Source organism: Pseudomonas sp. 3HC3, assembly GCF_044904505.1.
Classification (GTDB): Bacteria; Pseudomonadota; Gammaproteobacteria; order Pseudomonadales; family Pseudomonadaceae; genus Aquipseudomonas; species Aquipseudomonas putida_Y.
Window position 1 is genome coordinate 1 of record NZ_JADDRH010000003.1, and the last position, 21,589, is coordinate 21,589.

The window sequence follows — 21,589 nt, forward strand, 5'->3', positions numbered from 1 at the left end:
TGACAGGCCGGTATTCTAACCGACTGAACTACCGCTGCGCTATACATCGAGTGGTGGGTGATGACGGGATCGAACCGCCGACCCTCTGCTTGTAAGGCAGATGCTCTCCCGGCTGAGCTAATCACCCATGTCTCTCGGTGTGGCGCGCATTCTACGGGCGACTTGGCGCTCTGGCAAGCACTTATCGAAGTTTTTTCACACTTCGGTCAAACACCAAAAATCAGGCACAAAAAAAGCGACCCTAAGGTCGCTTTCTTTGTTACTTCCGGGTGTTCAGTGGGCCCTGGAAGTTGAATATGGCGCAGCGGACGGGACTCGAACCCGCGACCCCCGGCGTGACAGGCCGGTATTCTAACCGACTGAACTACCGCTGCGCTATACATCGAGTGGTGGGTGATGACGGGATCGAACCGCCGACCCTCTGCTTGTAAGGCAGATGCTCTCCCGGCTGAGCTAATCACCCTTCGTCTCGGTGTGGCGCGCATTCTACGGAGCGCCCCGCACCCTGGCAAGCATTTTTTAAACTTTTTGCAAAAAAAACCTCAGGCCTTTCAAAGACCTAGCGTTGCCGGGCGATTCTTTCATGCATAAGCCACTGCTGGCCCTCTGACAGGGCTGGCCTCAACTCACCGCTCGGAGAATAATGCCCGCCTTATGCATTAAGGAGAGATTGCCCCTCATGTGGTTCAAGAACCTGCTGACCTACCGCCTGACCCAGGAAGTTCCGTTCGAGCCTGAAGCGCTGGAAGCCGCCCTGGCCAGCAAGCCGGCCCGCCCCTGCGCCAGCCAGGAGCTGACCACCTATGGTTTCGTCGCGCCGTTCGGCAAAGGCGAAGACGCTCCCCTGGTGCATGTCAGCGGCGAGTACCTGCTGATTGCCGCACGTAAGGAAGAACGCATCCTGCCGAGCAGCGTGGTCAACGACGCGGTCAAGGAAAAGGTCGAAGAGATCGAGACCGAGCAAATGCGCAAGGTCTATAAAAAGGAGCGCGACCAGATCAAGGACGAAATCATCCAGGCGTTCCTGCCGCGTGCGTTCATCCGCCGCTCGATGATCTTCGCTGCCATTGCCCCGCGCCTGGGCGTGATCCTGGTCAACTCGGCCAGCGCCAAGCGCGCCGAAGACCTGCTGTCGACCCTGCGTGAAGTGATGGGCTCGCTGCCGGTGCGCCCGGCCACGGTGAAGATTGCGCCGGTGGCCACCATGACCGACTGGGTCAAATCGCAGCAAGCCGCCGAAGGCTTCTATGTGCTGGACGAGTGCGAACTGCGTGACACCGCCGAAGATGGCGGTATCGTGCGTTGCAAGCGCCAGGACCTGACCGGCGAAGAGATCCAGTTGCACCTTTCCACTGGCAAGGTGGTGACCCAGCTGGCCCTGGCCTGGCAAGACAAGCTGTCGTTCGTTCTCGACGACAAGATGGTCATCAAGCGCCTGAAGTTCGAAGAGCTGCTGCAGGAGCAGGCCGAGCAGGACGGTGGCGATGAGGCTGCTCAGCAGTTCGATGCCAGCTTCCAGCTGATGATGATGACCTTTGCCGAATTCCTGCCGGTGCTGTTCGAGGCACTGGGTGGGGAAGAGATCCCGCAAGGGGTCTGATTGGTATGAAATGCAGGTGCTGGCCTGAATCGTATTCTGCCAGCACCGGCCCTTTCGCGGGTAAACCCGCGCCTACGACGGCCTGCGCCCAATCACCAATGTGTGTCCACCACCAATCTGTGTAGGAGCGGGTTTACCCGCGAATACGGTGGCGGCAGCAACGTTGAACGGCGGGTGGAAATTGGCCAGCAGGCCCGGCCCTTTCGCGGGTAAACCCGCTCCTACAACGGCCTGCGCCCAATCACCAATGTGTGTCCACCACCAATCTGTGTAGGAGCGGGTTTACCCGCGAATACGGTAGCGGCAGCAACGGTGAACGGCGGGTGGAAATTGGCCAGCAGGCGCGGTCTTGCCCGCGAGGCCGCAGACAGGCACCATGGTGCCCACGGTGAGGACGACCTCACGACGCACCGCGTGACCACTCCGGGGACGGCCCCATCATTCAAACGATGGAAACACACTCATGTCCTGGATCATCCTGTTTTTCGCCGGCCTGTTCGAAGTCGGCTGGGCCGTCGGCCTCAAATACACCGACGGTTTCACTCGACCGCTACCCACTGTCCTTACCGTCGGCGCCATGGTCATCAGCCTGGGCCTGTTGGGCCTGGCCATGAAGGAATTGCCGCTGGGCACCGCCTATGCCATCTGGACCGGCGTAGGCGCAGTCGGTACGGTCATCGCCGGGATCATTCTGTTCGGCGAGTCCATGGCCCTGGTGCGGCTGGTCAGTGTGGCGCTGATCGTCTGCGGCCTTGTCGGCCTGAAAGTCAGCGCCAGCTAACCCCTATCGCAGATGGCCGCGCAGGCGGCTGACCTGTTCGCGCAACACTTCAGGCTGCGCCGCCTCCACCGGGACGGCGGCGCCTGCCACGATGGTCACCCGCGACCACAGGCGCTTGAAGAAACCCTTGGCCGGGTCACGGCTGAAGAAGCTTCCCCACAACCCCTGCAAGGCCAGCGGAATCACCGGTACCGGCGTTTCTTCGAGGATGCGGCTGACCCCACCCTTGAAGACATCGATTTCGCCATCGCCCGTCAGCTTGCCTTCCGGGAAAATGCACACCAGTTCACCATCCGCCAGGTACTCGGCAATGCGCGCGAAGGCCCGCTCGTACGTCGCCTGGTCTTCGTTACGCCCGGCAATCGGGATGGCACCGGCAGTGCGAAACACGAAGTTGAGCACCGGCAGGTTGTAGATCTTGTAGTACATGACAAAGCGGATCGGCCGGCGGATAGACCCGCCCAGCAGCAACGCATCGACGAACGACACGTGGTTGCACACCAGCAACGCTGCACCCTCATCGGGGATGCGCTCAAGGTCTCGGTGCTGCACGCGGTACATCGAATGGCTGAGCAGCCAGATCAGGAAACGCATGGTGAACTCGGGCACGATCCTGAAGATATAGGTGTTGACCGCAATATTGAGCAGCGACACCACCAGGAAGAGCTGCGGGATGCTCAGCTTGGCCACGCCTAGCAGGATGATGGTGAGCACCGCCGACACCACCATGAACAAGGCATTGAGGATGTTGTTGGCCGCGATCACCCTGGCGCGCTGGTCCTCGGCCGTGCGGGCCTGGATCAACGCATACAGCGGCACGATGTAGAAGCCGCCGAACACACCCAGGCCAATGATCGACAGCAAGATCCACCAGGCCTGGCTCATGCCCAGCAATGCCAGCCAGTCGTGCGGCGCTGCTGCAGCCGGCACATCACCGGAGTGCCACCACCACAGCAGGCCGAACAGGGTCAGGCCGAACGAGCCGAACGGCACCAGGCCGATTTCCACCTTGCGTCCACTGAGCCGCTCACACAGCAGCGAGCCCAGGGCAATGCCCACCGAGAACAGGGTCAGCACCAGGGTCACTACCGTGCCATCACCGTGCAGCCAATCCTTGGCATAGGCCGGGATCTGCGTGAGGTAGATGGCGCCGACAAACCAGAACCACGAGTTGCCGACGATCGAGCGCGATACCGCCGGCGGCTGGCTCAGCCCCATGCGCAAGATCACCCACGACTGCTTGAAGATGTTCCAGTCCAGCGGCATTTGCGGCGAGGCGGCAGCAGCCCGCGGGATCCAGCGGCTGGCGAGGTAGCCGAGCACAGCCGTGCCGACCACGCCACCGGCCACCACCGTTGCGTAGCTGTCGGCCGACATCATCACCCCGGCGCCGATAGTGCCGGCGAGGATGGCGAGGAAGGTACCGGTTTCCACCAGCCCATTACCGCCCACCAGCTCTTCCTCGCGCAGGGCCTGCGGCAGGATCGAATACTTCACCGGGCCGAACAGCGCCGAGTGGGTCCCCATACCGAACAGCGCCACCAGCATCAGCGCCAGATGGTTGGTGACAAAGCCCAGCGCACCAATCGCCATGATCACGATTTCGGCCAGCTTGATTGCGCGGATCAGCGCATCCTTGGCGAACTTCTCGCCAAACTGTCCGCCCAGCGCCGAAAACAGGAAAAACGGCAGGATGAACAGCAAGGCACACAGGTTGACCCAGATCGATCGGTCACCATCGCCCAGGCTGAGCTTGAACAAGATCGCCAGGATCAGCGACTGCTTGAACAGGTTGTCGTTGAAGGCACCCAGCGACTGAGTGATGAAAAACGGCAGGAAACGCCGCTTGCCGAGCAAGGTAAATTGCGAAGAGTGACTCATCGTCCTTGGTCCTGAGGGCTTTTCAATTGGAGGCTCGCCAAGCGCGCCGGGCCACAAATCTGCATGGGAAATGCGCTGGCTGGCAAGCACCGGCTCAGGCATGACCACGCAAGCTTGCTTTCAAGGACCTGCTGGCAGTTGCAGCACTGGCGCTACGTCACTCGAAGCCAAACAACGCCCGCGCGGTATCTACCAACAGTGCCTGGCGCAACTGCGCTGAACACCCCAAGGCCTCGAACTGTTCGACAGCGGTGCCGAAACTGACCTCCGACTCATGCTGGGTATGCGGCCAGTCACTGCCCCACATCAACCGCTCTGCGCCGTAATGGGCTTCCAGCGCGCACAGCGCCTGACGGGCGAATGCCAGGTTCTGTTCCGGCGAACCCTGCAGCCTGTAGATGCCGGACACCTTCACCCACACCTTGCCCCGACCGCTCAGGGTCAGCAGTTCGGCAAACCCCGGCTGGCCCAGACCAAGGCGGGCATCTGGCCGGCCGAAATGGTCAATCACGATGTCCAGGCCATAGGGCTGCAATGCCCGCACCAGCACTGGAATGTCCGCCACCTGACGGTGCAGTTCCACGTGCCACCCCTGCTCGCCGATGTGCTCCAGCAGCGGCCGCCACTGCGCGTCGGTCAGGTCAGGCATATCCTGCCCCATGAGGTTGAGGCGTACACCCCTTACCCCCAACCGGGCCATTTCCGCCAAGGTCGCGCGCTCGACATCCCGCTCCAGCATCACCACCCCGCGCAGTTGCGCAGGCACGGTCTGCAAGGCGCTGAGCAAATAGCGGTTGTCGGTACCCAGAAAGCTGGGCTGGACCAGTACGCCATGGCTGAAACCATGGGCCCGCAGCCGGCCCAGGTAGTCGCCCAGCGGCGCATCGTAACTGGGCGCATAACGCCGCTGGCTGGCCAGGTTCAGCCCACGGCTGAACACGTGGGCGTGGCTGTCGATGGCAGTCAGGTGCAAAGCGGGTGCGTGGGGCATGGTTCTCATACAAACACGTTCAGGTTACTTGGCGACGGCACCGGCCGCTTCCGGCGCAGGTGCAGATTCAAGGTTGCGGCCACGGGTTTCGGGCAGGCACAGGGCTGCGATCACCGCAACGCCATACGCGATGCCGGCATCGATGCCGATGGCACTGCCCAGCGACATCGACTCGCTCATGTGCCCGACCAGAAAGGGGAACACGGCCGACAGCACGCGACCGAAGTTGTAGCAAAAGCCCACCCCGGCGCCGCGTACGTCAGCCGGGTACAGTTCATTGAAAAATGCGCCAAGGCTGGCCGGGATGCCGGCGGCGAAAAAGCCCAGCGGGAAGCCGAGGAACAGCATCTGGGTATTGCTCAGCGGGAAGAACACGTAGGCCTGCACGGTCAGCACACAGCACAGGGCGAACAGCAGGATGTTCTTGCGCCTGCCAATACGGTCGATCAGCAGGCCGCTGACCACGCAGCCGCACCAGAAGGCCAGGATGATCACCGCCAGGTAACCGCCGGAGTTAAGCACCGAGAGGTTGCGCTCTGTCTTGAGAAAGGTCGGCAACCAAGTCATCACCGCGTGGTAGCCACCGTGGGCACCCAGGCCGAGCAAGCCGCCCAGCAGGGTCACACGCAGCAGTTCCGGGCGGAAGATGCCAGCCATCGACTGCAAGAAGCTGGAGGGGATGGCCTTTTCTTTCTGCAGGCGCTGGAAACTGTCCGGCTCGGGCACGTTGCGGCGTACCCAGATGATCAGCAGCGATGGCAGCAGACCGACGAAGAACATCACCCGCCAGGCAAACTCCTGCGGTACCAGTGAGTAAATCAGCGTAAACAGTGCCACCGCCAGCCCCCACCCCACAGCCCAGGCACTCTGCACCGTGCCCATGACCTTGCCGCGATACCTGGGGTTGATGGTTTCGGCCATCAGCACAGCGCCGGCTGCCCATTCGCCACCAATGCCAAAGCCTTGCATGGCCTTGACGAACAGCAGCGGGTAGAAGCCGGTGACGAATGCCGAAAGGAAGGTAAAGAACGAGAACCAGAGAATCATCCATTGCAGGGTACGCACGCGACCATAGCGGTCGGACAGGGTGCCACCCAGCCAGCCGCCGATTGCCGAGGTCACCAGGGTCAGGCCACTGATCAGGCCGGCGTCGCCCTTGGTCAGGGAGAACGCGGCGATCAGCGCGGGGATGGCCAGGCCGAACATCTGCACTTCCAGCGCATCGAGCGACCAGCCGCCGAAACAGGCCCAGAATGTCTTGCGTTCCCGTGAGGTGATCTCGCGATACCAGCTGAACATGATTGTTATCCTTCTAGTCGTGGTGTGACGGGCAGGCGAAGCCACTGCGCCGTGGCAGCACGGCGCAGACAGGTAAAAGGGTGAAGCGACCGGTTCAGCGAATGTCGATGCGGTAGCGGAAGTGCTGCGCACGGCCGCGCGAGCGGCGCCATTCCAGAGGTTTGCCGGCGTAGTCCCGGGCCAGGCGCTCGATCACTACCACCGGGCTATCGGCCGGCAGTTGCAGCAAGCGGCCATGCACCGCGTCGACCGCTTCGGCGGTCAGGGTCTCTTCGGCGTAGGCGACCACCTGACCGCACAGCGCTTCGTAGATCGGGTACAGCAGTGGGCCCTTGCTGTTCAAATCCACGTCCAGCAGCGGCTGGAAGGTTTGACGCGGCAGCCAGATCTCTTCAGCCAGCACCGGCTGGGCGCCAAGCAGACGAGTGCGAACGATGCGGATCACATCAGCCTCCCCCGCCAGGCCCAATGCCTCGGCCACCGCCGAAGGCGCCGGAAGCGGCTCGATAGAGAGAATGCGGCTTTCCGGCACCACGCGCTCGCCATTGGCGGCTTCGAAACGGAAGAAGCGGAACAGCGACGACTGGAACTGCGGGCGGCGAATGAAGGTGCCGCGACCCTGCTGACGCTCCAGCACGCCTTCGGATACCAGCACATCGACAGCCTTGCGCACGGTGCCGATCGACAGGTCGAACTCGGTGGCCAAAGCTGCTTCGGTCGGGATCGCTTCCCCCGGACGCCAGCGGTTGTTGGCAATTTGCGCGACCATGTGGTCGCGCAGTTGTTGGTAGCGGGGCAGTCGAGCATCACCGGTCAATGGGTGCATGGGTCTCGCTCTCGTCTTGTTATATAAACATATATATGAATTTTTCGAGAGTATTCCCCGAGCCTGCCGGGCTGTCAATCCTCCGCCCGTCGCCCTTTTGCTTGTGACGCGGCCTTGTGTCGCGGAGGGCTGTGAAGCGGCCGGAGAATTCCCGCATTCACTCGAATGTTGTCGGTGCTGCTGCAAGAGCCGCTTGTGGCTTATGCTTGTGCCCGGCAAACCCGCATAACAAGGACGTGGCAATGCTCGCCGCCATAAAACGCTACCCGCACACCGTTCGCCTGCTGCTCACCACCACCTTCACGCTTACCATCGCCCGCGCCCTCACCCTGCCCTACCTGGTGGTTTACCTGGCAGACAATTTCCAGCTGCCGATCAGCCAGATCGGCCTGCTGATCGGTGGCGCGCTGATCGTCGCCTCGCTATTGAGTCTGTACGGTGGCCATCTGGTCGACACCTTGAGCAACCACGCGCTGGTCAGCATCAGTACCCTGCTGTTCGCCCTGGCCTTCGTCGGCGCGGTCGCCAGCCGTTCGGCACTGCCGTTCTTCTTTTGTCTGGTGTTGATCAACCTGGCCCTGGCAGTGGTCGACATCGCCGCCAAGGCGGGCTTCTGCGCGTTGTTGCCGGTGGATGAGCGGGCCGAGGTTTTCGCCATCAAGTACACCCTCAGCAACGTTGGCTACGCCGCCGGCCCGTTGCTGGGCGTGGCCATGCTTGAACTGAACGACCATGTGCCGTTCCTCGCCTCTGCCCTGCTTGGCCTGGCCATGTGCCTGGCTTATTGGCGCCTGGGTGATCGCAGCCTGCAGGCCATCGCGCCGGACAAACCTGCGGCCGGCTTCGGCCAAGTGGCGCTGGGGCTGACGCGGGATCGTCGACTGGTGTGCTTTACCGTGGGTGGGGTGCTGAGCGCGGTGGTGTTCGGCCAGTTCACCGCCTACCTGTCCCAGTACCTGGTGGTCACCAGCAGCCCGGCCGAAGCCGCTCGGCTGATCGGCTATCTGGTCACCACCAACGCCGTGACGGTCATTGCCTTGCAGTACCTGATTGGCCGGCGTATCAGCCGCCAGCGCCTGATGCCCTGGCTGTTGGCCGGCATGGGCCTGTTTATCGCCGGCTTGCTGGGTTTTGCGCTGGCAGGCTCGGTGCTGGCCTGGTGCCTGGCGATGCTGGTGTTCACGCTGGGCGAAATCATCGTGATCCCGGCCGAGTACATGTTCATCGACCTGATCGCACCGGAGCACTTGCGCGGGGTGTATTACGGCGCGCAGAACCTGTCCAACCTGGGGGCGGCGCTGGGGCCGGTGATGGTGGGGTTTGCACTGGTACACCTGTGGCCAGGGGCGGTCTTCTACCTGCTGGTGTTGTCGGTGATACTGGCAGGGGTGTTTTACGGATTAGGTACCCGCAGGGTTTGATGTTGCCTGTTCCGGCCTATTCGCGGGTGAACCCGCTCCTACAACCATCGTCTGCGCTGACGAAGCGGCACTTGCGTGCCAGACTGATTGATCGGGACCGCGTTACCTTTTTGCTTCGGAGTCTTCATGTCGTTGTCCAGCGGGCTGATCGCCGTGGTCGCCCTGGCCTATATGGCCATCATGTTCGCCATCGCCTTCTACGGCGACCGTCGCAGCACGCCCTTGCCGCCAAAGCTGCGTGCCTGGGTGTACAGCCTGTCGCTGGCCGTGTACTGCACCAGCTGGACCTTCTTCGGCGCGGTCGGCCAGGCCGCCGAACAGCTTTGGGCGTTCCTGCCAATCTACCTGGGCCCGGTACTGCTGCTGATCTTCGCGCCTTGGGTGCTGCAGAAGATGGTGCTGATCAGCAAGCAGCAGAACATCACCTCGATCGCCGACTTCATTGCCGCGCGCTACGGCAAGTCGCAGACCCTGGCAGTGGTGGTGGCGCTGATCTGCCTGGTCGGCGTGCTGCCGTACATCGCCTTGCAGCTCAAGGGCATCGTACTGGGCGTGAACCTGCTGATCGGCGCCAACGCCGATGCCACCGGCACCCGCGTGCAGGACACCGCGCTGGTGATATCGCTGGTACTGGCGCTGTTCGCCATCGTCTTCGGTACCCGCAGCCTGGATGTGACCGAGCACCACCGCGGCATGGTCCTGGCGATCGCCTTCGAATCAATGATCAAGCTGCTGGCGTTCCTTGCCGTGGGCATCTTCATCGTTTTCAACCTGTATGACGGTTTCGACGACCTGTTCAGCCAGGCCCGCCAGTCGATCCACTTGCAGGACTATTGGAAAGAAACCATCAATTGGCCGTCCATGGTGGTGCAAACCGCCGTGGCGATGATGGCAATCATCTGCCTGCCCCGGCAGTTCCACGTTACCGTGGTGGAGAACATCGAGCCGCAGGACTTGCGCCTGGCGCGCTGGGTATTCCCCATGTACCTGGCATTGGCCGCGCTGTTCGTGGTGCCGATTGCCCTGGCCGGGCAGATGCTGCTGCCAGGCACGGTGATCTCCGACTCGTTCGTCATCAGCCTGCCGCTGGCAGAGGCGCACCCGAGCCTTGCCCTGTTGGCGTTCATCGGCGGCGCCTCGGCGGCCACCGGCATGGTGATCGTCGAGGCCGTGGCGCTGTCGACCATGGTGTCCAACGACATGCTGCTGCCCTGGCTGCTGCGCCGCAATAACGCCGAGCGGCCTTTCGAAGCATTCCGCCACTGGATGCTTTCGGTACGCCGGGTAACCATCGTGGTGATCCTGCTGCTGGCCTATGTCAGCTACCGTCTGCTGGGTTCCACCGCCAGCCTGGCGACCATCGGCCAGATCGCCTTTGCCGCTGTAACCCAGCTCACCCCGGCCATGCTTGGCGCGCTGTACTGGAAGCAGGCCAACCGTCGTGGCGTGTTCGCCGGCCTGGCCGCTGGCATTTTCCTGTGGTTCTACACCTTGGTGCTGCCGATTGCCGCACACAGCCTGGGCTGGTCGTTGCAGTTGTTCCCTGGCCTGGCGTGGCTGCACGGTAACCCGCTGAACCTGCCGATCAGTCCGCTGACCCAAGGTGTGGTGCTGTCACTGGCGGGCAACTTCACCCTGTTCGCCTGGGTTTCGGTGCTGTCGCGCACACGGGTTTCCGAGCACTGGCAGGCCGGCCGGTTCATTGGCCAGCAGACCAGCGCGCGGCCCAGCAGCAAGCCGCTGCTGGCGGTGCAGATCGACGACCTGTTGACCCTGGCCTCGCGCTTTGTCGGAGAAGAGCGCGCACGGCAGAGCTTCATCCGCTTTGCCTACCGCCAGGGCAAGGGTTTCAACCCCAACCAGAACGCCGATGGCGACTGGATCGAGCACACCGAACGCCTGCTGGCTGGGGTGCTCGGCACCTCCTCGACCCGTGCCGTGGTCAAAGCAGCCATCGAAGGCCGCGACATGCAGCTGGAAGACGTGGTGCGCATCGCTGACGAAGCCAGTGAGGTGCTGCAGTTCAACCGCGCCCTGCTGCAAGGCGCCATCGAGAACATCAACCAAGGCATCAGCGTGGTCGACCAGAACCTGCACCTGGTGGCTTGGAACCGCCGCTACCTGGAGCTGTTCAACTACCCGGACGGGCTGATCAGCGTAGGGCGACCGATTGCCGACATCATCCGCTACAACGCCGAGCGCGGCCTGTGCGGCCCCGGCGAGGCGCAAGTGCATGTGGCGCGGCGGCTGCACTGGATGCGTCAGGGCCGCGCGCACTCCTCCGAGCGGCTGTTCCCCAATGGCCGGGTGATCGAGCTGATCGGCAACCCGATGCCGGGCGGCGGCTTTGTCATGAGCTTCACCGACATCACCCCGTTCCGCGAGGCCGAGCAGGCCCTGCGCGATGCCAACGAACGCCTTGAGCAACGCGTGGCGGAGCGCACCCACGAACTGTCGCAGTTGAACCAGGCGCTGTCCGAAGCCAAGAGCCAGGCCGAAGCGGTGAGCAAGTCCAAGACCCGCTTCCTGGCCGCCGTCAGCCATGACCTGATGCAACCGTTGAACGCCGCACGGCTTTTCTCTGCCGCCTTGTCGCAACAGGCCGAGGGCATGAACGAAGAGGCCCGGCAGTTGGTACAGCACATGGACAGCTCACTGCGCTCGGCTGAAGAGCTGATCAGCGACCTGCTGGACATCTCGCGCCTGGAAAACGGCAAGATCACCCCGGATGCCAAACCCTTCGCCCTCAACGAACTGTTCGACACCCTGGGCGCCGAGTTCAAGCTGCTGGCGGCCGAAAAAGGCCTGGAGTTCCGCCTGCGCGGCAGCCGCCTGCGGGTGGACAGCGACATGAAACTGCTACGCCGGGTGCTGCAGAACTTCCTCACCAATGCCCTGCGCTACGGCAAGAGCCCGATCCTGCTAGGCGCGCGCCGACAGGGCGAGCGCCTGTGGCTGGAGGTCTGGGACCGTGGCCCGGGCATTGCTGACGACAAGCTGCAAGTGATCTTTCAGGAGTTCAAGCGCCTGGACAGCCACCAGACCCGTGCCGAGAAGGGGCTAGGGTTGGGCCTGGCCATTGCAGACGGTCTGTGTCGGGTGCTGGGGCATCCGCTGGAAGTGCGCTCATGGCCAGGCAAGGGCACGGTGTTCCGCGTCAGCGTACCGATTGCACGCCAGGCCGCCGCGGCGCCAAGCACGCCCGTGGAACAACAGGGCGGCCAGCCACTGGCGGGGCTGCAAGTGCTTTGCGTGGACAACGAAGACAGCATCCTGATCGGCATGAACAGCCTGCTGAGCCGCTGGGGTTGCCAGGTATGGACCGCGCGCAACCAGGCCGAATGCGAAGCCCAGCTGGCCAAAGGCATGCGCCCGCACCTGGCATTGGTGGACTACCACCTGGACGACGGCGAGACCGGCACCGGGCTGATGGGCTGGCTTCGAGCACGGCTGGGTGAGCCGGTACCCGGTGTAGTGATCAGCGCCGACGGCAGCAAGGAAACCATCGCCCTGGTACATGCATCAGGGCTGGACTACCTGGCCAAACCGGTCAAGCCTGCGGCCTTGCGCGCCCTGCTCAATCGCCATCTGAGCCTGGCTCAGTAACCGCTACCTCGGGCAGCGCCTCATCGGACAGCGCCCGCTCCAGCAGGTCTGCCGGCAAGCTCTTGCTGGCACGGGCGCCCAGCAGCTTAAGCTGCTCGCTGCGGCTGACCAGGTTGCCACGCCCTTCGCACAGCTTGTTGCGCGCTGCCGCATAAGCCTTGTCCACCTGCTGCAAGCGGCTGCCCAGTTCGTCCAGGTCCTGGATGAACAGCACGAACTTGTCGTAGAGCCAGCCGGCCCGCTCGGCAATTTCGCGGGCGTTCTGCCCTTGACGCTCCTGCTTCCACAGGCTGTCGATAACCCGCAAGGTGGCCAGCAACGTGGTAGGGCTGACAATCACGATCTGCCGGTCGAAGGCCTCCTGGAACAGGTTCGGCTCGGCCTGCAGGGCCGCCGAAAAGGCCGCCTCGATGGGCACGAACAACAACACGAAATCCAGGCTGTGCAGGCCTTCGAGGCGGCTGTAGTCCTTGCTCGACAGGCCTTTGACGTGGCTGCGCAGCGACTGCACATGCTGCTTGAGCGCAACTTCGTCGTTGCCGGCAACGAACTGCTGGTACGCCGTGAGGCTGACCTTGGCGTCCACCACCACCTGCTTGTCGCCGGGCAGCATGATCAGCACATCCGGCTGGAAACGCTCGCCATCGGCGCTTTTCAGGCTGACCTGGGTCTGGTATTCGCGGCCCTTTTCCAGGCCGGCATGTTCCAGCACACGTTCGAGGATAAGCTCACCCCAGTTACCCTGGGTCTTCTGGCCCTTCAAGGCCTGGGTAAGGTTGGTGGCTTCGTCGGACAGGCGCAGGTTGAGCTGTTGCAGGCGCTCCAGCTCCTTGCCCAGCGAGAAGCGCTCGCGGGCCTCTTGCTGATAGCTTTCCTCCACGCGTTTTTCGAAGGCCTGGATGCGCTCCTTGAGCGGGTCGAGCAACTGGCCAAGGTGCTGCTGGCTGGTCTGGGCGAAGCGCTGCTCGCGTTCGTCGAAGATCTTGGTGGCCATGTCGGCGAACTGGGCGCGCAAGGTGTCACGGGCCTCCTGCAGGTCTTCCAGGCGTTGCTGGTGGCTTTCCTGCTGTTCACGCAGTTCTGCGTCCAGGCGCGCGGTTTGCGCTTCCAGGCGGCGCAGTTCGGCTTCGCGGTTGGCGCGCTCAAGGCTCCAGGCGTGGGCGGCGTCACGGGCGTTGTCGCGATCGATCTGCAGCAGCTCCAGCTCACGGCCTTGGGCAGCCAGCTGGGCCTGTTTGACGGCATTGGCCTCACTGAGGTCGCTGACCTCGTCGCGACTGGCATCCAGTTGCGCCTGCAGACCGGCCTGGGCCAGCTGCGCAGCATTGAGGCGCTCTTCGAGCAAGGCCTGCTCACCTTGCCGTGCGCCCTGGCGGCGCTGCACCTGCATGACCCACACCAGACAGGGTATTGCGCCTGCCACCAAGCCCAGCAGAATGCTGGCCAGATCCACTGTCATGCTTACCCCGAACGCTCTGATGCAAATTGAGTGCAGCTTATCAGCCTGACTGGTGTGTTGCCTGCATCGGCCTCTTCGCGGGCAAGCCCGCTGCGCAAGCCTGGAGGAAAAGCCCGCACGGTCGCCCGTAGGAGCGGGTTCACCCGCGAAGAGGCCGGCCCTGCTGGCCAATCCCCACCCGCCGTTCATCGTTGCTGCCGCCACCGTATTCGCGGGTAAACCCGCTCCTACACACGCGTCGGGGGTTGAACACAGGCCGCCGTAGGAGCGGGTTTACCCGCGAAGAGGCCGGCCCTGCTGGCCAATCCCCACCCGCCGCTCACCGTTGCTGCCGCCACCGTATTCGCGGGCAAACCCGCTCCTACACACGCATCGGGGGTTGAACACAGGCCGCCGTAGGAGCGGGTTTACCCGCGAAAGGGCCGGGCCTGCTGGCCAATCCCCACCCGCCGCTCACCGTTGCTGCCGCCACCGTATTCGCGGGTAAACCCGCTCCTACCACGGTGGTGGACACGCATCGGTGATTGCTCGCGAAAGGGCCCGCGCAGGCAACAAAGCTCAGGCAGGAAACCACTGTCGCAGCAACCGCCGCGCTTCCTGCGACCCCTGCCCTGCGGCAAGCTCGAGCCAATAGCGCGCCTGCTCCGGCTCGTTGTGCTGACACAGCCGAGCGTACTCCAGCTGCGCCCGCCGATCTCCTGCACGGGCAGCCTGACGCAGCAGCTCATGGCCAATACGCCGGTCGCGGGCGTTGCCACAATCGCGGCACAGCATCTGCCCCAGGCGGCTCTGCGCCACAACCACACCTTGGCGCGCCGGCTGCTTCAACAAGCGCCCGGCCAGGTGCTTGACCTGAGGTTTGTCGCCCAGGCTCGGGCTGTCGAGCAACCACAGGGCCACTTTCAGGGAAAAACGTTTGGCGGGAGGGGCGGGTGTCGATGCAGCGGGGCTGGCGAGGTGTTTACCGCGAAACTTCATGAGCAACAGGTTTGGTAACTCGAAAGGCGCGCCACTCTACTCTTTTTTTTTCACCTTGGCCTGTCGATTTCTGGCGGATTGAAAAAAAATTCAATGATCTTTTCTTGACGTTTTCAGGTGGATGACCAACCGGTCTGTTGGAACATGGTAATTGTCGGACAGTTCATCCCATTGCTGGCACGCCCGTACTAGAGCAAGCGCTCGGGACAATCCACAGTTCCTGTGGATAACTCGGTGGACAACCCCCTCTCACACCCCTCAAACCCCCGTGAATTGGGGGCTTTGGTCAAACTGACGATTTTTTCACCAGCTAAAAATAGTGTTTTTTTTCATTGACTTAACCACGCAGTCAAGGCATTGGCGAGGCTGCGAGGTAGTGTTAGCAAGCCGTTACAAGCGCTGCCCCGAATGTGAACAAGTGCACCATAAACCTCCATTTGGGTGCACGAAAAGGGCACATCGACCGGCATTCGGGTCATTTACCCCCTCTTCCCAGCAGCGAGAATTCGCGCCATACTGCGCGGCTCACCTGAACAAACGTAGTGCTTGCCAAACATCTGCACTTCCGGTAAGGTGCCCCTCGTTAGTACCAAGCTGAAAGTCAATTTTGGCCGCAAGCGTCCTTGCAGACTCGCTCCCCCCAAGAGCAGCCCTGCTGAAACAAGGACCGGCCCATTCAATGATTCACTCGCCAGCACTGCGCTGCGCAAGCATGAATCACATGACAGATTGATCAGGATCCCACCTCGACGGCCTAGAACCTTGGCCCCGGCGTGCTGCCTGCCTTCCGAAGTACCTACCAGTCAGCCCAAGCGCCTACATTTGATTGCGCCCCTCTGGCTGCCCTGTTCCAGTCAGGTTCGTTCGTCCCTTAATAAAGGCGTCACTGGAACGTTTCTATCATGCACGGATCATAACCCCCGTGTTTAAAGCAGGAACCTCCAACAATATGCAAACTCATCATCAGATTCAGGCTGCCATTGGCACCCTCTCCCAGGCCTTCTCGCCGTTGAAGTGCCTTATCGTTGCCCCACGCAAGGGCAGCTTCAGCTTTACCCTGGTAGACGAACACGGCGTTGCCTGCCACACCGAACGCCTGTACCACGAACAGTACAGCCGCAACGAACCGCTGCAGGCGGTGATCGCCCGGACTCGTCAGTCGCTCACCGCGTGACCGGCGAATGCCGGGGTATTCAAGCGCTGAATCATCCGATCGCAAGACTGCCTGAACGCTCTTGGCGTAATTGCCTTAAGGCATATAGCCCGGAGCATCAGGCAGCAATCGATTTAAAAACAGTTCTTTACACCACGATGATCACACTACACTTCAACTCGAGCGGTGCTTTCCGCTCCCGGCGGGCCTGATCATTCACCAGCTGCCAAGCTCCAGCGCCCGTCCGGCCCTTACCTGCTCGAGGGCATCATGGGTATTGCGGCGAATGAATTGTGTCAGTATGTGATCCGACCCACTCTGGTCTACCTGAACCGTCACTGCACGAGCGCCGAAGCCTTGTTACTGGGCGTCGCTGCCAGCCAGTCAGCCCTCGGCTCAGCCTTGCATGACCGACGCGGGCACGGCCTTTACCGTATCGGCGAACAACGTCACCAGGCACTCTGGGACGAATACCTTGCCCGTGATCCCGACCTAGCCAGCCTGGTCCGCGGCCTGGCCAGCCAGCACGCCTTCCTTGGTGGCCCGCACCTGGAGCTCACCGTCAACCTGCGCTATTCCACTGCCATTGCCTGGATGCTCATCGAAGAGCAGGCCACACCATTGCCTGCGGCGGACGATCTACTGGCACTGGCGCGGATCTGGCGACAGATTTTCAACCCCCAAGGTCGCCTGCGCGACTTCACCCACGCCTGGCACGCCTGCATAGATCAGAAATTGCCACAGGCATCTTGAGACGCGTCCTACAACTAAACCGGAAAAAAGGGAATTTTGGTCGGATTGTCCTACAAAACCGCGCTAACTCCTGCGATTGAGCCTATAGCGCGGCGCGTGATTTGTTGGTAGCTTTTCGCCCCGGAGATCCCAAGGAGTTTTCTAATAATGAAAAAAGTAATGCTCAAAACCTCCCTCGGCGTAGCCGTTGCGCTTGCTTCCAGCCAACTGCTCGCCAGCGGCTTCGCGCTCAACGAACAGAGCATCAGCAGCATGGGGACAGGTTTCGCGGGACGTTCTTCTTCTGCCGAAGATGCCAGTACCGTATTCGGCAACCCGGCCGGCATGTCCCGCCTCAAGCGCGAACAGTTCACCGTGGGCGGCGCTGCCGTCATCGCCAAGACCGATATATCGGGCCCAGGCAGCAACCTCGGGGGGGAAACCGATGGTGACATGGTGCCTGTCGTTGGCGTACCCATGGGTTACTACGTCAAGCCGATCGATGACCACTGGAGTGTCGGTTTCGGTGTGTATGTACCGTTCGGCCTGGTAACCGACTACGGCAGCGATGACGCCGCGCGCTACTGGGGCAAGAAGAGCCACGTACAGGTTGTCACCTTCCAGCCGACTGTCAGCTATGCCTTCAACGACAAGGTCTCGATCGGTTTTGGCCCGACCATCAACCGCATCGAAGGGGAACTGGGCTCGAGCCTGATCAACCCGTTCACCCCGGGCCGTAACGACGGCGAAGTGAAGATCAAGGGCGACGATACCGCCGTTGGCTACAACATCGGTATTCTGGTCCAGGCCACAGACCGCACCCGTGTCGGTCTTACCTATCACTCGATGGTCGACTACAAGCTTGAGGGCAAGACCCGTGTCAGCACCCCGCTGATCGGGCCATTCAACGGCAACAAGTTTGACGCCAGCCTGAAGATCAAGACGCCTGAATCCGTCGACCTTTCGGTTACCCATGAACTGGACGACCAATGGACCCTGTACGCAGGCAGCACCTGGACGCGCTGGAGCCGCCTGGAAGACATCACCGTGCAGAACGATGTGCCGGCGCCACTGGCAGGTTCGGCGTTCCAGACCATCACCGAAGAGCAGAACTGGCATGACACCTGGGCTCACGCCATTGGTGCATCCTACAAGGTCAACAAGGAGTGGGTACTGCGTACCGGCTTCACCGTCGACCAGTCGCCAACCAACAACCACGATCGTTCGCCGCGCATCCCGACTGGCGACCGCAAGGTGTTCAGCCTGGGTGCCGGCTGGAGCCCGAACGACGACATGACCATTGACGTCGCCTACTCCTACCTGTGGGAGGAGGACACCAAGGTCAATCAGGTCAGCGCGACCAAAGGCAGCTACCAGGCCAAGTACGAGAACAGCGCTCACGGTATCGGTGCATCCCTCACCTACCGCTTCTGATTCTTGCGCGTCACATGAAAACCGCCTTCGTGGCGGTTTTTTTTCATGCCTGCACTTGCCAGCTGTCGCCCAGGCACTCGCGCAGATAGTCCATGAAAACGCGCACCTTGGTGGTCATGGCAAAGCGATCGGCCAGGCACAGGTAGATGTCCATGGGCTCGGTCTGGGCGTAAGCCTGGCTGCTGTCGCAGTATTCGAACAGCGGCACCAAGGCGCCCGAGGCCAGGTGTGGCCGCACAATGAACTCGGCCAGGCGGGTGATGCCACCATCGTGCAGGGCCATCTGGGTCAGGGCATCGATATCGTCGCTGATCAATACACTGCCGAATTCCGCTTCGAAACGCAGGCCGTCCCGTATGAAGCCCCAGCGCAGGAAGCGGCCATCCACCGGGTAGCGAAACACAAGGCAACGGTGCCCGCGCAAGGCCTCGGGCGTGCCAGGTACGCCAGCACTTTGCAGGTAGCCAGGTGAGGCACAACAAATGAACGGAATGCGGGCGACGCGCCGGGCCAGCAACTGGTCTTCGAGCTGCGGCGCAATGCGCAGGCTCACGTCAACGTCTTCACGGGCATGGTTGACCCGACGATCAGTCGTTACCAACTCTATCGAAAGCAAGGGGTAGCGGGCACTGAAAGCTGGTATCAACGGTGCCAGCACATGGCGCCCGAAGGCAGAGGTCGAGGCAATGCACAACCGCCCCTGAGGCTCGCTGTCGGGTGTTGTCACTGCCTGTTCGGCCAGGACCAGATCACGCTCGATGTGCTTTACACGCTCGTAATACTGAGCACCAGAGGGCGTCAGGGCCATGCTGCGTGTGGTTCGGCTGAGCAGGCGCACTTGCAGGTGGCCTTCCAGCCGCGCCAGATTCTGGCTGACGGCTGCCGGGCTAAGGCCGATGTTACGGGCGCCAGCCGCAATGCTACCGGCCTCGACCACCTTGATGAAGCAGCGGATGGCGTTGAGCAGGTCCATGGTGAGCTCTTGGATTCGTAAAGATTTCTTTATAAAGAACTCAATGCTGCGGGTCTACAGCTGCAGGCGTGCACGTTGCTAATCTGCGCTTCCACTCAGCTTTCAGGAGTTCGCATGAGCAACCTTTCCCGGTCGCGCGGTCGACGCAAATTACACCCGGTCGCTACCCCCTACGTTTTCGCGTTCTTCATGTCGTCGATCATGGCGCTGTTGATGTGCTTTGTGATCACGGCTGCCAATGCCGGGATTACCCCGGAGTATCTGGGCAATGTGCTCAAGGCCTATCAGCTGGCGATGCCGGTGGCATTTGTGTGTGTGCTGGTGGTCCGGCCGGTGGTGATGCGGCTGGTGGCGATTACCGTGCATGCACGGTGAAGTGGCCTGCAGCCAGCCACTTCCTGTTTTTGATCTTGATCTTCACGACTTCAGGAGGCCTGCGCTCGGCCTCCTGAAGTCGCAATCTGCATCGCCTGAACTGCCTCGCACTTAGAAGCAGAAGCCGCAGCAAGATCAGCCTGGTTACTGCTGAGAGGCGATGGCCTTTTCGATAGCGGCGCGGAAAGCAGGATCATCCGGCTTGGTCAGGCTGGAGAAGTTACCGATCACTTTGCCCTTGCGATCGACAACATACTTGTAGAAATTCCACTTTGGCGCAGTGCTCTGGCTGGCCAGCTCCGCAAACAACGGTATCGCATCCTTGCCCCGCACCGCCTGCGTCTTGGTCATGGTGAAGGTGACACCGTAGTTGGCATAGCAAACCTTGGCAGTCTTCTCACTGTCGGCGTCTTCCTGCTTGAAGTCATTGGACGGCACGCCGAGCATTTCCAGCCCTTGCTCGTGATATTCCTTGTACGTCGCCTCAAGCCCCTCGAACTGCGGGGCAAAACCGCAATAACTGGCAGTGTTCACAACCACGAGCGGCTTGCCGGCAAAGCGTTCGCACAGCTCGACCTGCCCCTTGCCGCGCAATTCCGGCAGGCTGCCCTGCAACAACGCCGGGCAATCCGCTGCCCAGTTCGATGTACTGGCAAGCAGGGCCAGCACCGGCACCGTCAACCAATGTGCACGCATGACTCGTTTCTCCCGCATGACAATCCTTGAGCTTGCAGGGTAGCGCCTAACACACACTCATGCCCAGTTGCATCAGCGCCATCCCACCCCGGTGCCAACCCCACCACACCAGTGCCAGCAGCAACAGAGCGGCAACCGCCAACAGCCCGCGGAGCAGGTAGCGGTTCATGCTGCCTGGGCCTGAAGGCGTGCAACCGGGCGTTCGCGCACCGGCCAGTTAAGGGCAGCGGCCAGCAAGCTGAGCAGGATGGAAATCTGCCAAACCAGGTCGTAGCTACCGGTGCGGTCATACACCACCCCTCCCAGCCAGCCCCCCAGGAAAGCGCCCAACTGATGGAACAGGAACACGATACCGCCCAGCATGGACAGGTTACGCACCCCGAACACGGTGGCCACGGTACCATTGGTCAACGGTACCGTGGACAACCACAGCAGGCCCATGGCAATGCCGAACAGGTAAGCACTGAACTCGCTCACCGGCGCCCACAGGAACAGCAGGATCACCACCGCACGCAGCAGGTACAAACCGGTCAGCAGGCGCGGCTTGGACATGCGCCCGCCCAACCAGCCAGCGGTGAAGGTTCCGACGATGTTGAACAGGCCGACCAGCGCCAGCACTGTCGTACCGGTGGTCGCAGCCAGGTGCTGGTCAACCAGGTAGGCCGGCAGGTGCACGCCAATGAATACGACCTGAAAGCCACAGACAAAAAAGCCCAGCGCCAGCAACCAGAAGCCGGAGTGCGAGCACGCCTCGCGCAGCGCCTGGCCCAGGGTCTGCTCGGCACCGTGACTGGGTAACGGGCGATCGCGCAGCAGGCCGACGAAAGGCACGATGAACGCCACCATCAGCCCCAGCACCAGCAACGCTGCCGACCAGCCCAGCCACTGAATCAGGCCAAGGGTGCCCGGCAACATGGCGAACTGGCCGAATGACCCGGCGGCGCTGGCGATCCCCATGGCCATGCTGCGTTTTTCGGCCGGCACAGCACGCCCGACCACACCGAGGATGACCGAGAACGACGTGCCGGACAGGCCGATGCCGATCAGCAAGCCCGCACTCAGCGATAACGACCAGGCCGAATCAGCCATGCCCATCAGGATCAAGCCGACGGCATAGAGGATACCGCCGATGATGACCACCCGTGCCGCGCCAAGCCGGTCGGCCAAGGCGCCAGCGAACGGCTGCGCCAACCCCCAGATCAGGTTCTGCAGGGCAATGGCGAAGGCAAACACCTCACGCCCCCAGCCAAAGTCAGCACTCATCGGCGCCAGGAACAGACCGAAGCCGTGCCTTACGCCCAGAGACAGCGCCAGTATCAAGGCCGCCCCCACCAATACCCATCCGCTGGTTCGCCACACCGAAGTCATTGTCGTTATCTCCAGC

General features: G+C 62.0%; 18 protein-coding genes and 3 tRNA genes. 8 read left to right on the top strand and 13 right to left on the bottom strand.

Features of this window, described 5'->3' with window-relative positions; genetic code table 11:
• Positions 1–51: 51 nt before the first annotated feature.
• From INQ47_RS07100 to INQ47_RS07110, 3 genes are all read right to left on the bottom strand, one after another.
• Positions 52–127, bottom strand: a tRNA-Val gene (locus INQ47_RS07100).
• Positions 128–297: 170 nt separating this feature from the next.
• Positions 298–374, bottom strand: a tRNA-Asp gene (locus tag INQ47_RS07105).
• A 13-nt stretch (positions 375–387) separates the two neighbouring features.
• Positions 388–463: transfer RNA gene (locus INQ47_RS07110), tRNA-Val, on the bottom strand.
• 216 nt (positions 464–679) lie between these two features.
• Here INQ47_RS07110 and rdgC point away from each other — a divergent pair.
• Both rdgC and sugE read left to right on the top strand, forming a co-directional pair.
• Positions 680–1,600, top strand: coding sequence for a recombination-associated protein RdgC (gene rdgC, locus INQ47_RS07115; RefSeq protein WP_176685465.1), 921 nt, complete (start codon positions 680–682; stop codon positions 1,598–1,600).
• Between the two features lie 463 nt (positions 1,601–2,063).
• Positions 2,064–2,381 carry a quaternary ammonium compound efflux SMR transporter SugE gene (gene sugE, locus INQ47_RS07120; protein ID WP_010952753.1) on the top strand — a complete coding sequence of 106 codons (318 nt, stop codon included), beginning with the start codon at positions 2,064–2,066 and terminating at the stop codon, positions 2,379–2,381.
• A 3-nt stretch (positions 2,382–2,384) separates the two neighbouring features.
• Here sugE and INQ47_RS07125 read toward each other — a convergent pair whose 3' ends face one another.
• The 4 genes from INQ47_RS07125 to INQ47_RS07140 all read right to left on the bottom strand — a co-directional run bounded on the left by INQ47_RS07125 (position 2,385) and on the right by INQ47_RS07140 (position 7,378).
• Positions 2,385–4,262, bottom strand: a complete 1,878-nt coding sequence (locus INQ47_RS07125) for an MFS transporter (protein WP_404701406.1) — start codon at positions 4,260–4,262, stop codon at positions 2,385–2,387.
• Between the two features lie 157 nt (positions 4,263–4,419).
• On the bottom strand, positions 4,420–5,253 hold the full coding sequence (locus INQ47_RS07130) for an amidohydrolase family protein (protein ID WP_404701407.1): 834 nt from the start codon (positions 5,251–5,253) through the stop codon (positions 4,420–4,422).
• Positions 5,254–5,277: 24 nt separating this feature from the next.
• The gene (locus INQ47_RS07135) at positions 5,278–6,552 is read right to left on the bottom strand and encodes an MFS transporter (RefSeq protein ID WP_021782503.1); all 1,275 of its coding nucleotides are present in this window, start codon (positions 6,550–6,552) and stop codon (positions 5,278–5,280) included.
• A gap of 94 nt (positions 6,553–6,646) precedes the next feature.
• A complete protein-coding gene (locus tag INQ47_RS07140; protein ID WP_404701408.1) occupies positions 6,647–7,378 on the bottom strand; it encodes a GntR family transcriptional regulator in 732 nt (243 codons plus the stop codon).
• 242 nt (positions 7,379–7,620) lie between these two features.
• Between INQ47_RS07140 and INQ47_RS07145 the strand changes: the two genes are divergently transcribed.
• Both INQ47_RS07145 and INQ47_RS07150 read left to right on the top strand, forming a co-directional pair.
• Positions 7,621–8,799 carry an MFS transporter gene (locus tag INQ47_RS07145; protein WP_404701409.1) on the top strand — a complete coding sequence of 393 codons (1,179 nt, stop codon included), beginning with the start codon at positions 7,621–7,623 and terminating at the stop codon, positions 8,797–8,799.
• Between the two features lie 126 nt (positions 8,800–8,925).
• Positions 8,926–12,405 (top strand): NahK/ErcS family hybrid sensor histidine kinase/response regulator, encoded by a 3,480-nt coding sequence (locus INQ47_RS07150; RefSeq protein ID WP_404701410.1) that lies wholly within the window; start codon positions 8,926–8,928, stop codon positions 12,403–12,405.
• On the opposite strand, the gene rmuC is transcribed toward INQ47_RS07150, so the two are convergent.
• Both rmuC and INQ47_RS07160 read right to left on the bottom strand, forming a co-directional pair.
• Entirely contained in the window at positions 12,377–13,750 is a 1,374-nt protein-coding gene (gene rmuC / locus INQ47_RS07155) for a DNA recombination protein RmuC (RefSeq protein ID WP_392511449.1), read from the bottom strand. The two genes, INQ47_RS07150 and rmuC, sit on opposite strands and share 29 nt — an antisense overlap.
• A 672-nt stretch (positions 13,751–14,422) precedes the next feature.
• The gene (locus tag INQ47_RS07160; protein ID WP_252459400.1) at positions 14,423–14,842 is read right to left on the bottom strand and encodes a tetratricopeptide repeat protein; all 420 of its coding nucleotides are present in this window, start codon (positions 14,840–14,842) and stop codon (positions 14,423–14,425) included.
• Positions 14,843–15,791: 949 nt separating this feature from the next.
• On the opposite strand from INQ47_RS07160, the gene INQ47_RS07165 reads away from it, so the two are divergent.
• The 3 genes from INQ47_RS07165 (at position 15,792) to INQ47_RS07175 (ending at position 18,161) form a co-directional block, all read left to right on the top strand.
• A complete protein-coding gene (locus tag INQ47_RS07165) occupies positions 15,792–16,016 on the top strand; it encodes a hypothetical protein (protein ID WP_016501083.1) in 225 nt (74 codons plus the stop codon).
• A gap of 249 nt (positions 16,017–16,265) precedes the next feature.
• Complete coding sequence (locus INQ47_RS07170) at positions 16,266–16,748, top strand: hypothetical protein (protein WP_404701411.1); 483 nt, start codon at positions 16,266–16,268, stop codon at positions 16,746–16,748.
• A gap of 147 nt (positions 16,749–16,895) precedes the next feature.
• Positions 16,896–18,161 carry an OmpP1/FadL family transporter gene (locus INQ47_RS07175; protein ID WP_404701412.1) on the top strand — a complete coding sequence of 422 codons (1,266 nt, stop codon included), beginning with the start codon at positions 16,896–16,898 and terminating at the stop codon, positions 18,159–18,161.
• Positions 18,162–18,204: 43 nt separating this feature from the next.
• On the opposite strand, the gene INQ47_RS07180 is transcribed toward INQ47_RS07175, so the two are convergent.
• Entirely contained in the window at positions 18,205–19,134 is a 930-nt protein-coding gene (locus INQ47_RS07180; protein ID WP_404701413.1) for a LysR family transcriptional regulator, read from the bottom strand.
• A gap of 114 nt (positions 19,135–19,248) precedes the next feature.
• Here INQ47_RS07180 and INQ47_RS07185 point away from each other — a divergent pair, with 114 nt between their 5' ends.
• Entirely contained in the window at positions 19,249–19,509 is a 261-nt protein-coding gene (locus tag INQ47_RS07185; RefSeq protein WP_176685477.1) for a DUF2798 domain-containing protein, read from the top strand.
• Positions 19,510–19,653: 144 nt separating this feature from the next.
• Here the strand turns inward: INQ47_RS07185 and INQ47_RS07190 are convergent, their stop codons facing one another.
• From INQ47_RS07190 to INQ47_RS07200, 3 genes are read right to left on the bottom strand one after another with little or no spacing between them, the layout of a single operon-like run.
• Positions 19,654–20,205: a glutathione peroxidase gene (locus INQ47_RS07190; RefSeq protein WP_404701414.1), complete on the bottom strand. Its 552-nt coding sequence runs from the start codon at positions 20,203–20,205 to the stop codon at positions 19,654–19,656.
• 46 nt (positions 20,206–20,251) lie between these two features.
• Positions 20,252–20,374, bottom strand: coding sequence for a hypothetical protein (locus INQ47_RS07195; protein ID WP_289711625.1), 123 nt, complete (start codon positions 20,372–20,374; stop codon positions 20,252–20,254).
• On the bottom strand, positions 20,371–21,573 hold the full coding sequence (locus tag INQ47_RS07200; RefSeq protein WP_110741420.1) for an MFS transporter: 1,203 nt from the start codon (positions 21,571–21,573) through the stop codon (positions 20,371–20,373). Before INQ47_RS07200 ends, INQ47_RS07195 begins: the two co-directional genes overlap by 4 nt.
• Positions 21,574–21,589: the final 16 nt, after the last annotated feature.

Coding starts and splice junctions, on each gene's coding strand:
- INQ47_RS07195 (WP_289711625.1), bottom strand. CDS start 20,374: ATGAACCGCTACCTGCTCCGCGGGCTGTTGGCGGTTGCCGCTCTGTTG.
- INQ47_RS07140 (WP_404701408.1), bottom strand. CDS start 7,378: ATGCACCCATTGACCGGTGATGCTCGACTGCCCCGCTACCAACAACTG.
- INQ47_RS07180 (WP_404701413.1), bottom strand. CDS start 19,134: ATGGACCTGCTCAACGCCATCCGCTGCTTCATCAAGGTGGTCGAGGCC.
- INQ47_RS07145 (WP_404701409.1), top strand. CDS start 7,621: ATGCTCGCCGCCATAAAACGCTACCCGCACACCGTTCGCCTGCTGCTC.
- INQ47_RS07175 (WP_404701412.1), top strand. CDS start 16,896: ATGAAAAAAGTAATGCTCAAAACCTCCCTCGGCGTAGCCGTTGCGCTT.
- sugE (WP_010952753.1), top strand. CDS start 2,064: ATGTCCTGGATCATCCTGTTTTTCGCCGGCCTGTTCGAAGTCGGCTGG.
- INQ47_RS07150 (WP_404701410.1), top strand. CDS start 8,926: ATGTCGTTGTCCAGCGGGCTGATCGCCGTGGTCGCCCTGGCCTATATG.
- INQ47_RS07125 (WP_404701406.1), bottom strand. CDS start 4,262: ATGAGTCACTCTTCGCAATTTACCTTGCTCGGCAAGCGGCGTTTCCTG.
- INQ47_RS07130 (WP_404701407.1), bottom strand. CDS start 5,253: ATGCCCCACGCACCCGCTTTGCACCTGACTGCCATCGACAGCCACGCC.
- INQ47_RS07160 (WP_252459400.1), bottom strand. CDS start 14,842: ATGAAGTTTCGCGGTAAACACCTCGCCAGCCCCGCTGCATCGACACCC.
- INQ47_RS07135 (WP_021782503.1), bottom strand. CDS start 6,552: ATGTTCAGCTGGTATCGCGAGATCACCTCACGGGAACGCAAGACATTC.
- INQ47_RS07170 (WP_404701411.1), top strand. CDS start 16,266: ATGGGTATTGCGGCGAATGAATTGTGTCAGTATGTGATCCGACCCACT.
- rdgC (WP_176685465.1), top strand. CDS start 680: ATGTGGTTCAAGAACCTGCTGACCTACCGCCTGACCCAGGAAGTTCCG.
- INQ47_RS07165 (WP_016501083.1), top strand. CDS start 15,792: ATGCAAACTCATCATCAGATTCAGGCTGCCATTGGCACCCTCTCCCAG.
- INQ47_RS07190 (WP_404701414.1), bottom strand. CDS start 20,205: ATGCGTGCACATTGGTTGACGGTGCCGGTGCTGGCCCTGCTTGCCAGT.
- INQ47_RS07200 (WP_110741420.1), bottom strand. CDS start 21,573: ATGACTTCGGTGTGGCGAACCAGCGGATGGGTATTGGTGGGGGCGGCC.
- INQ47_RS07185 (WP_176685477.1), top strand. CDS start 19,249: ATGAGCAACCTTTCCCGGTCGCGCGGTCGACGCAAATTACACCCGGTC.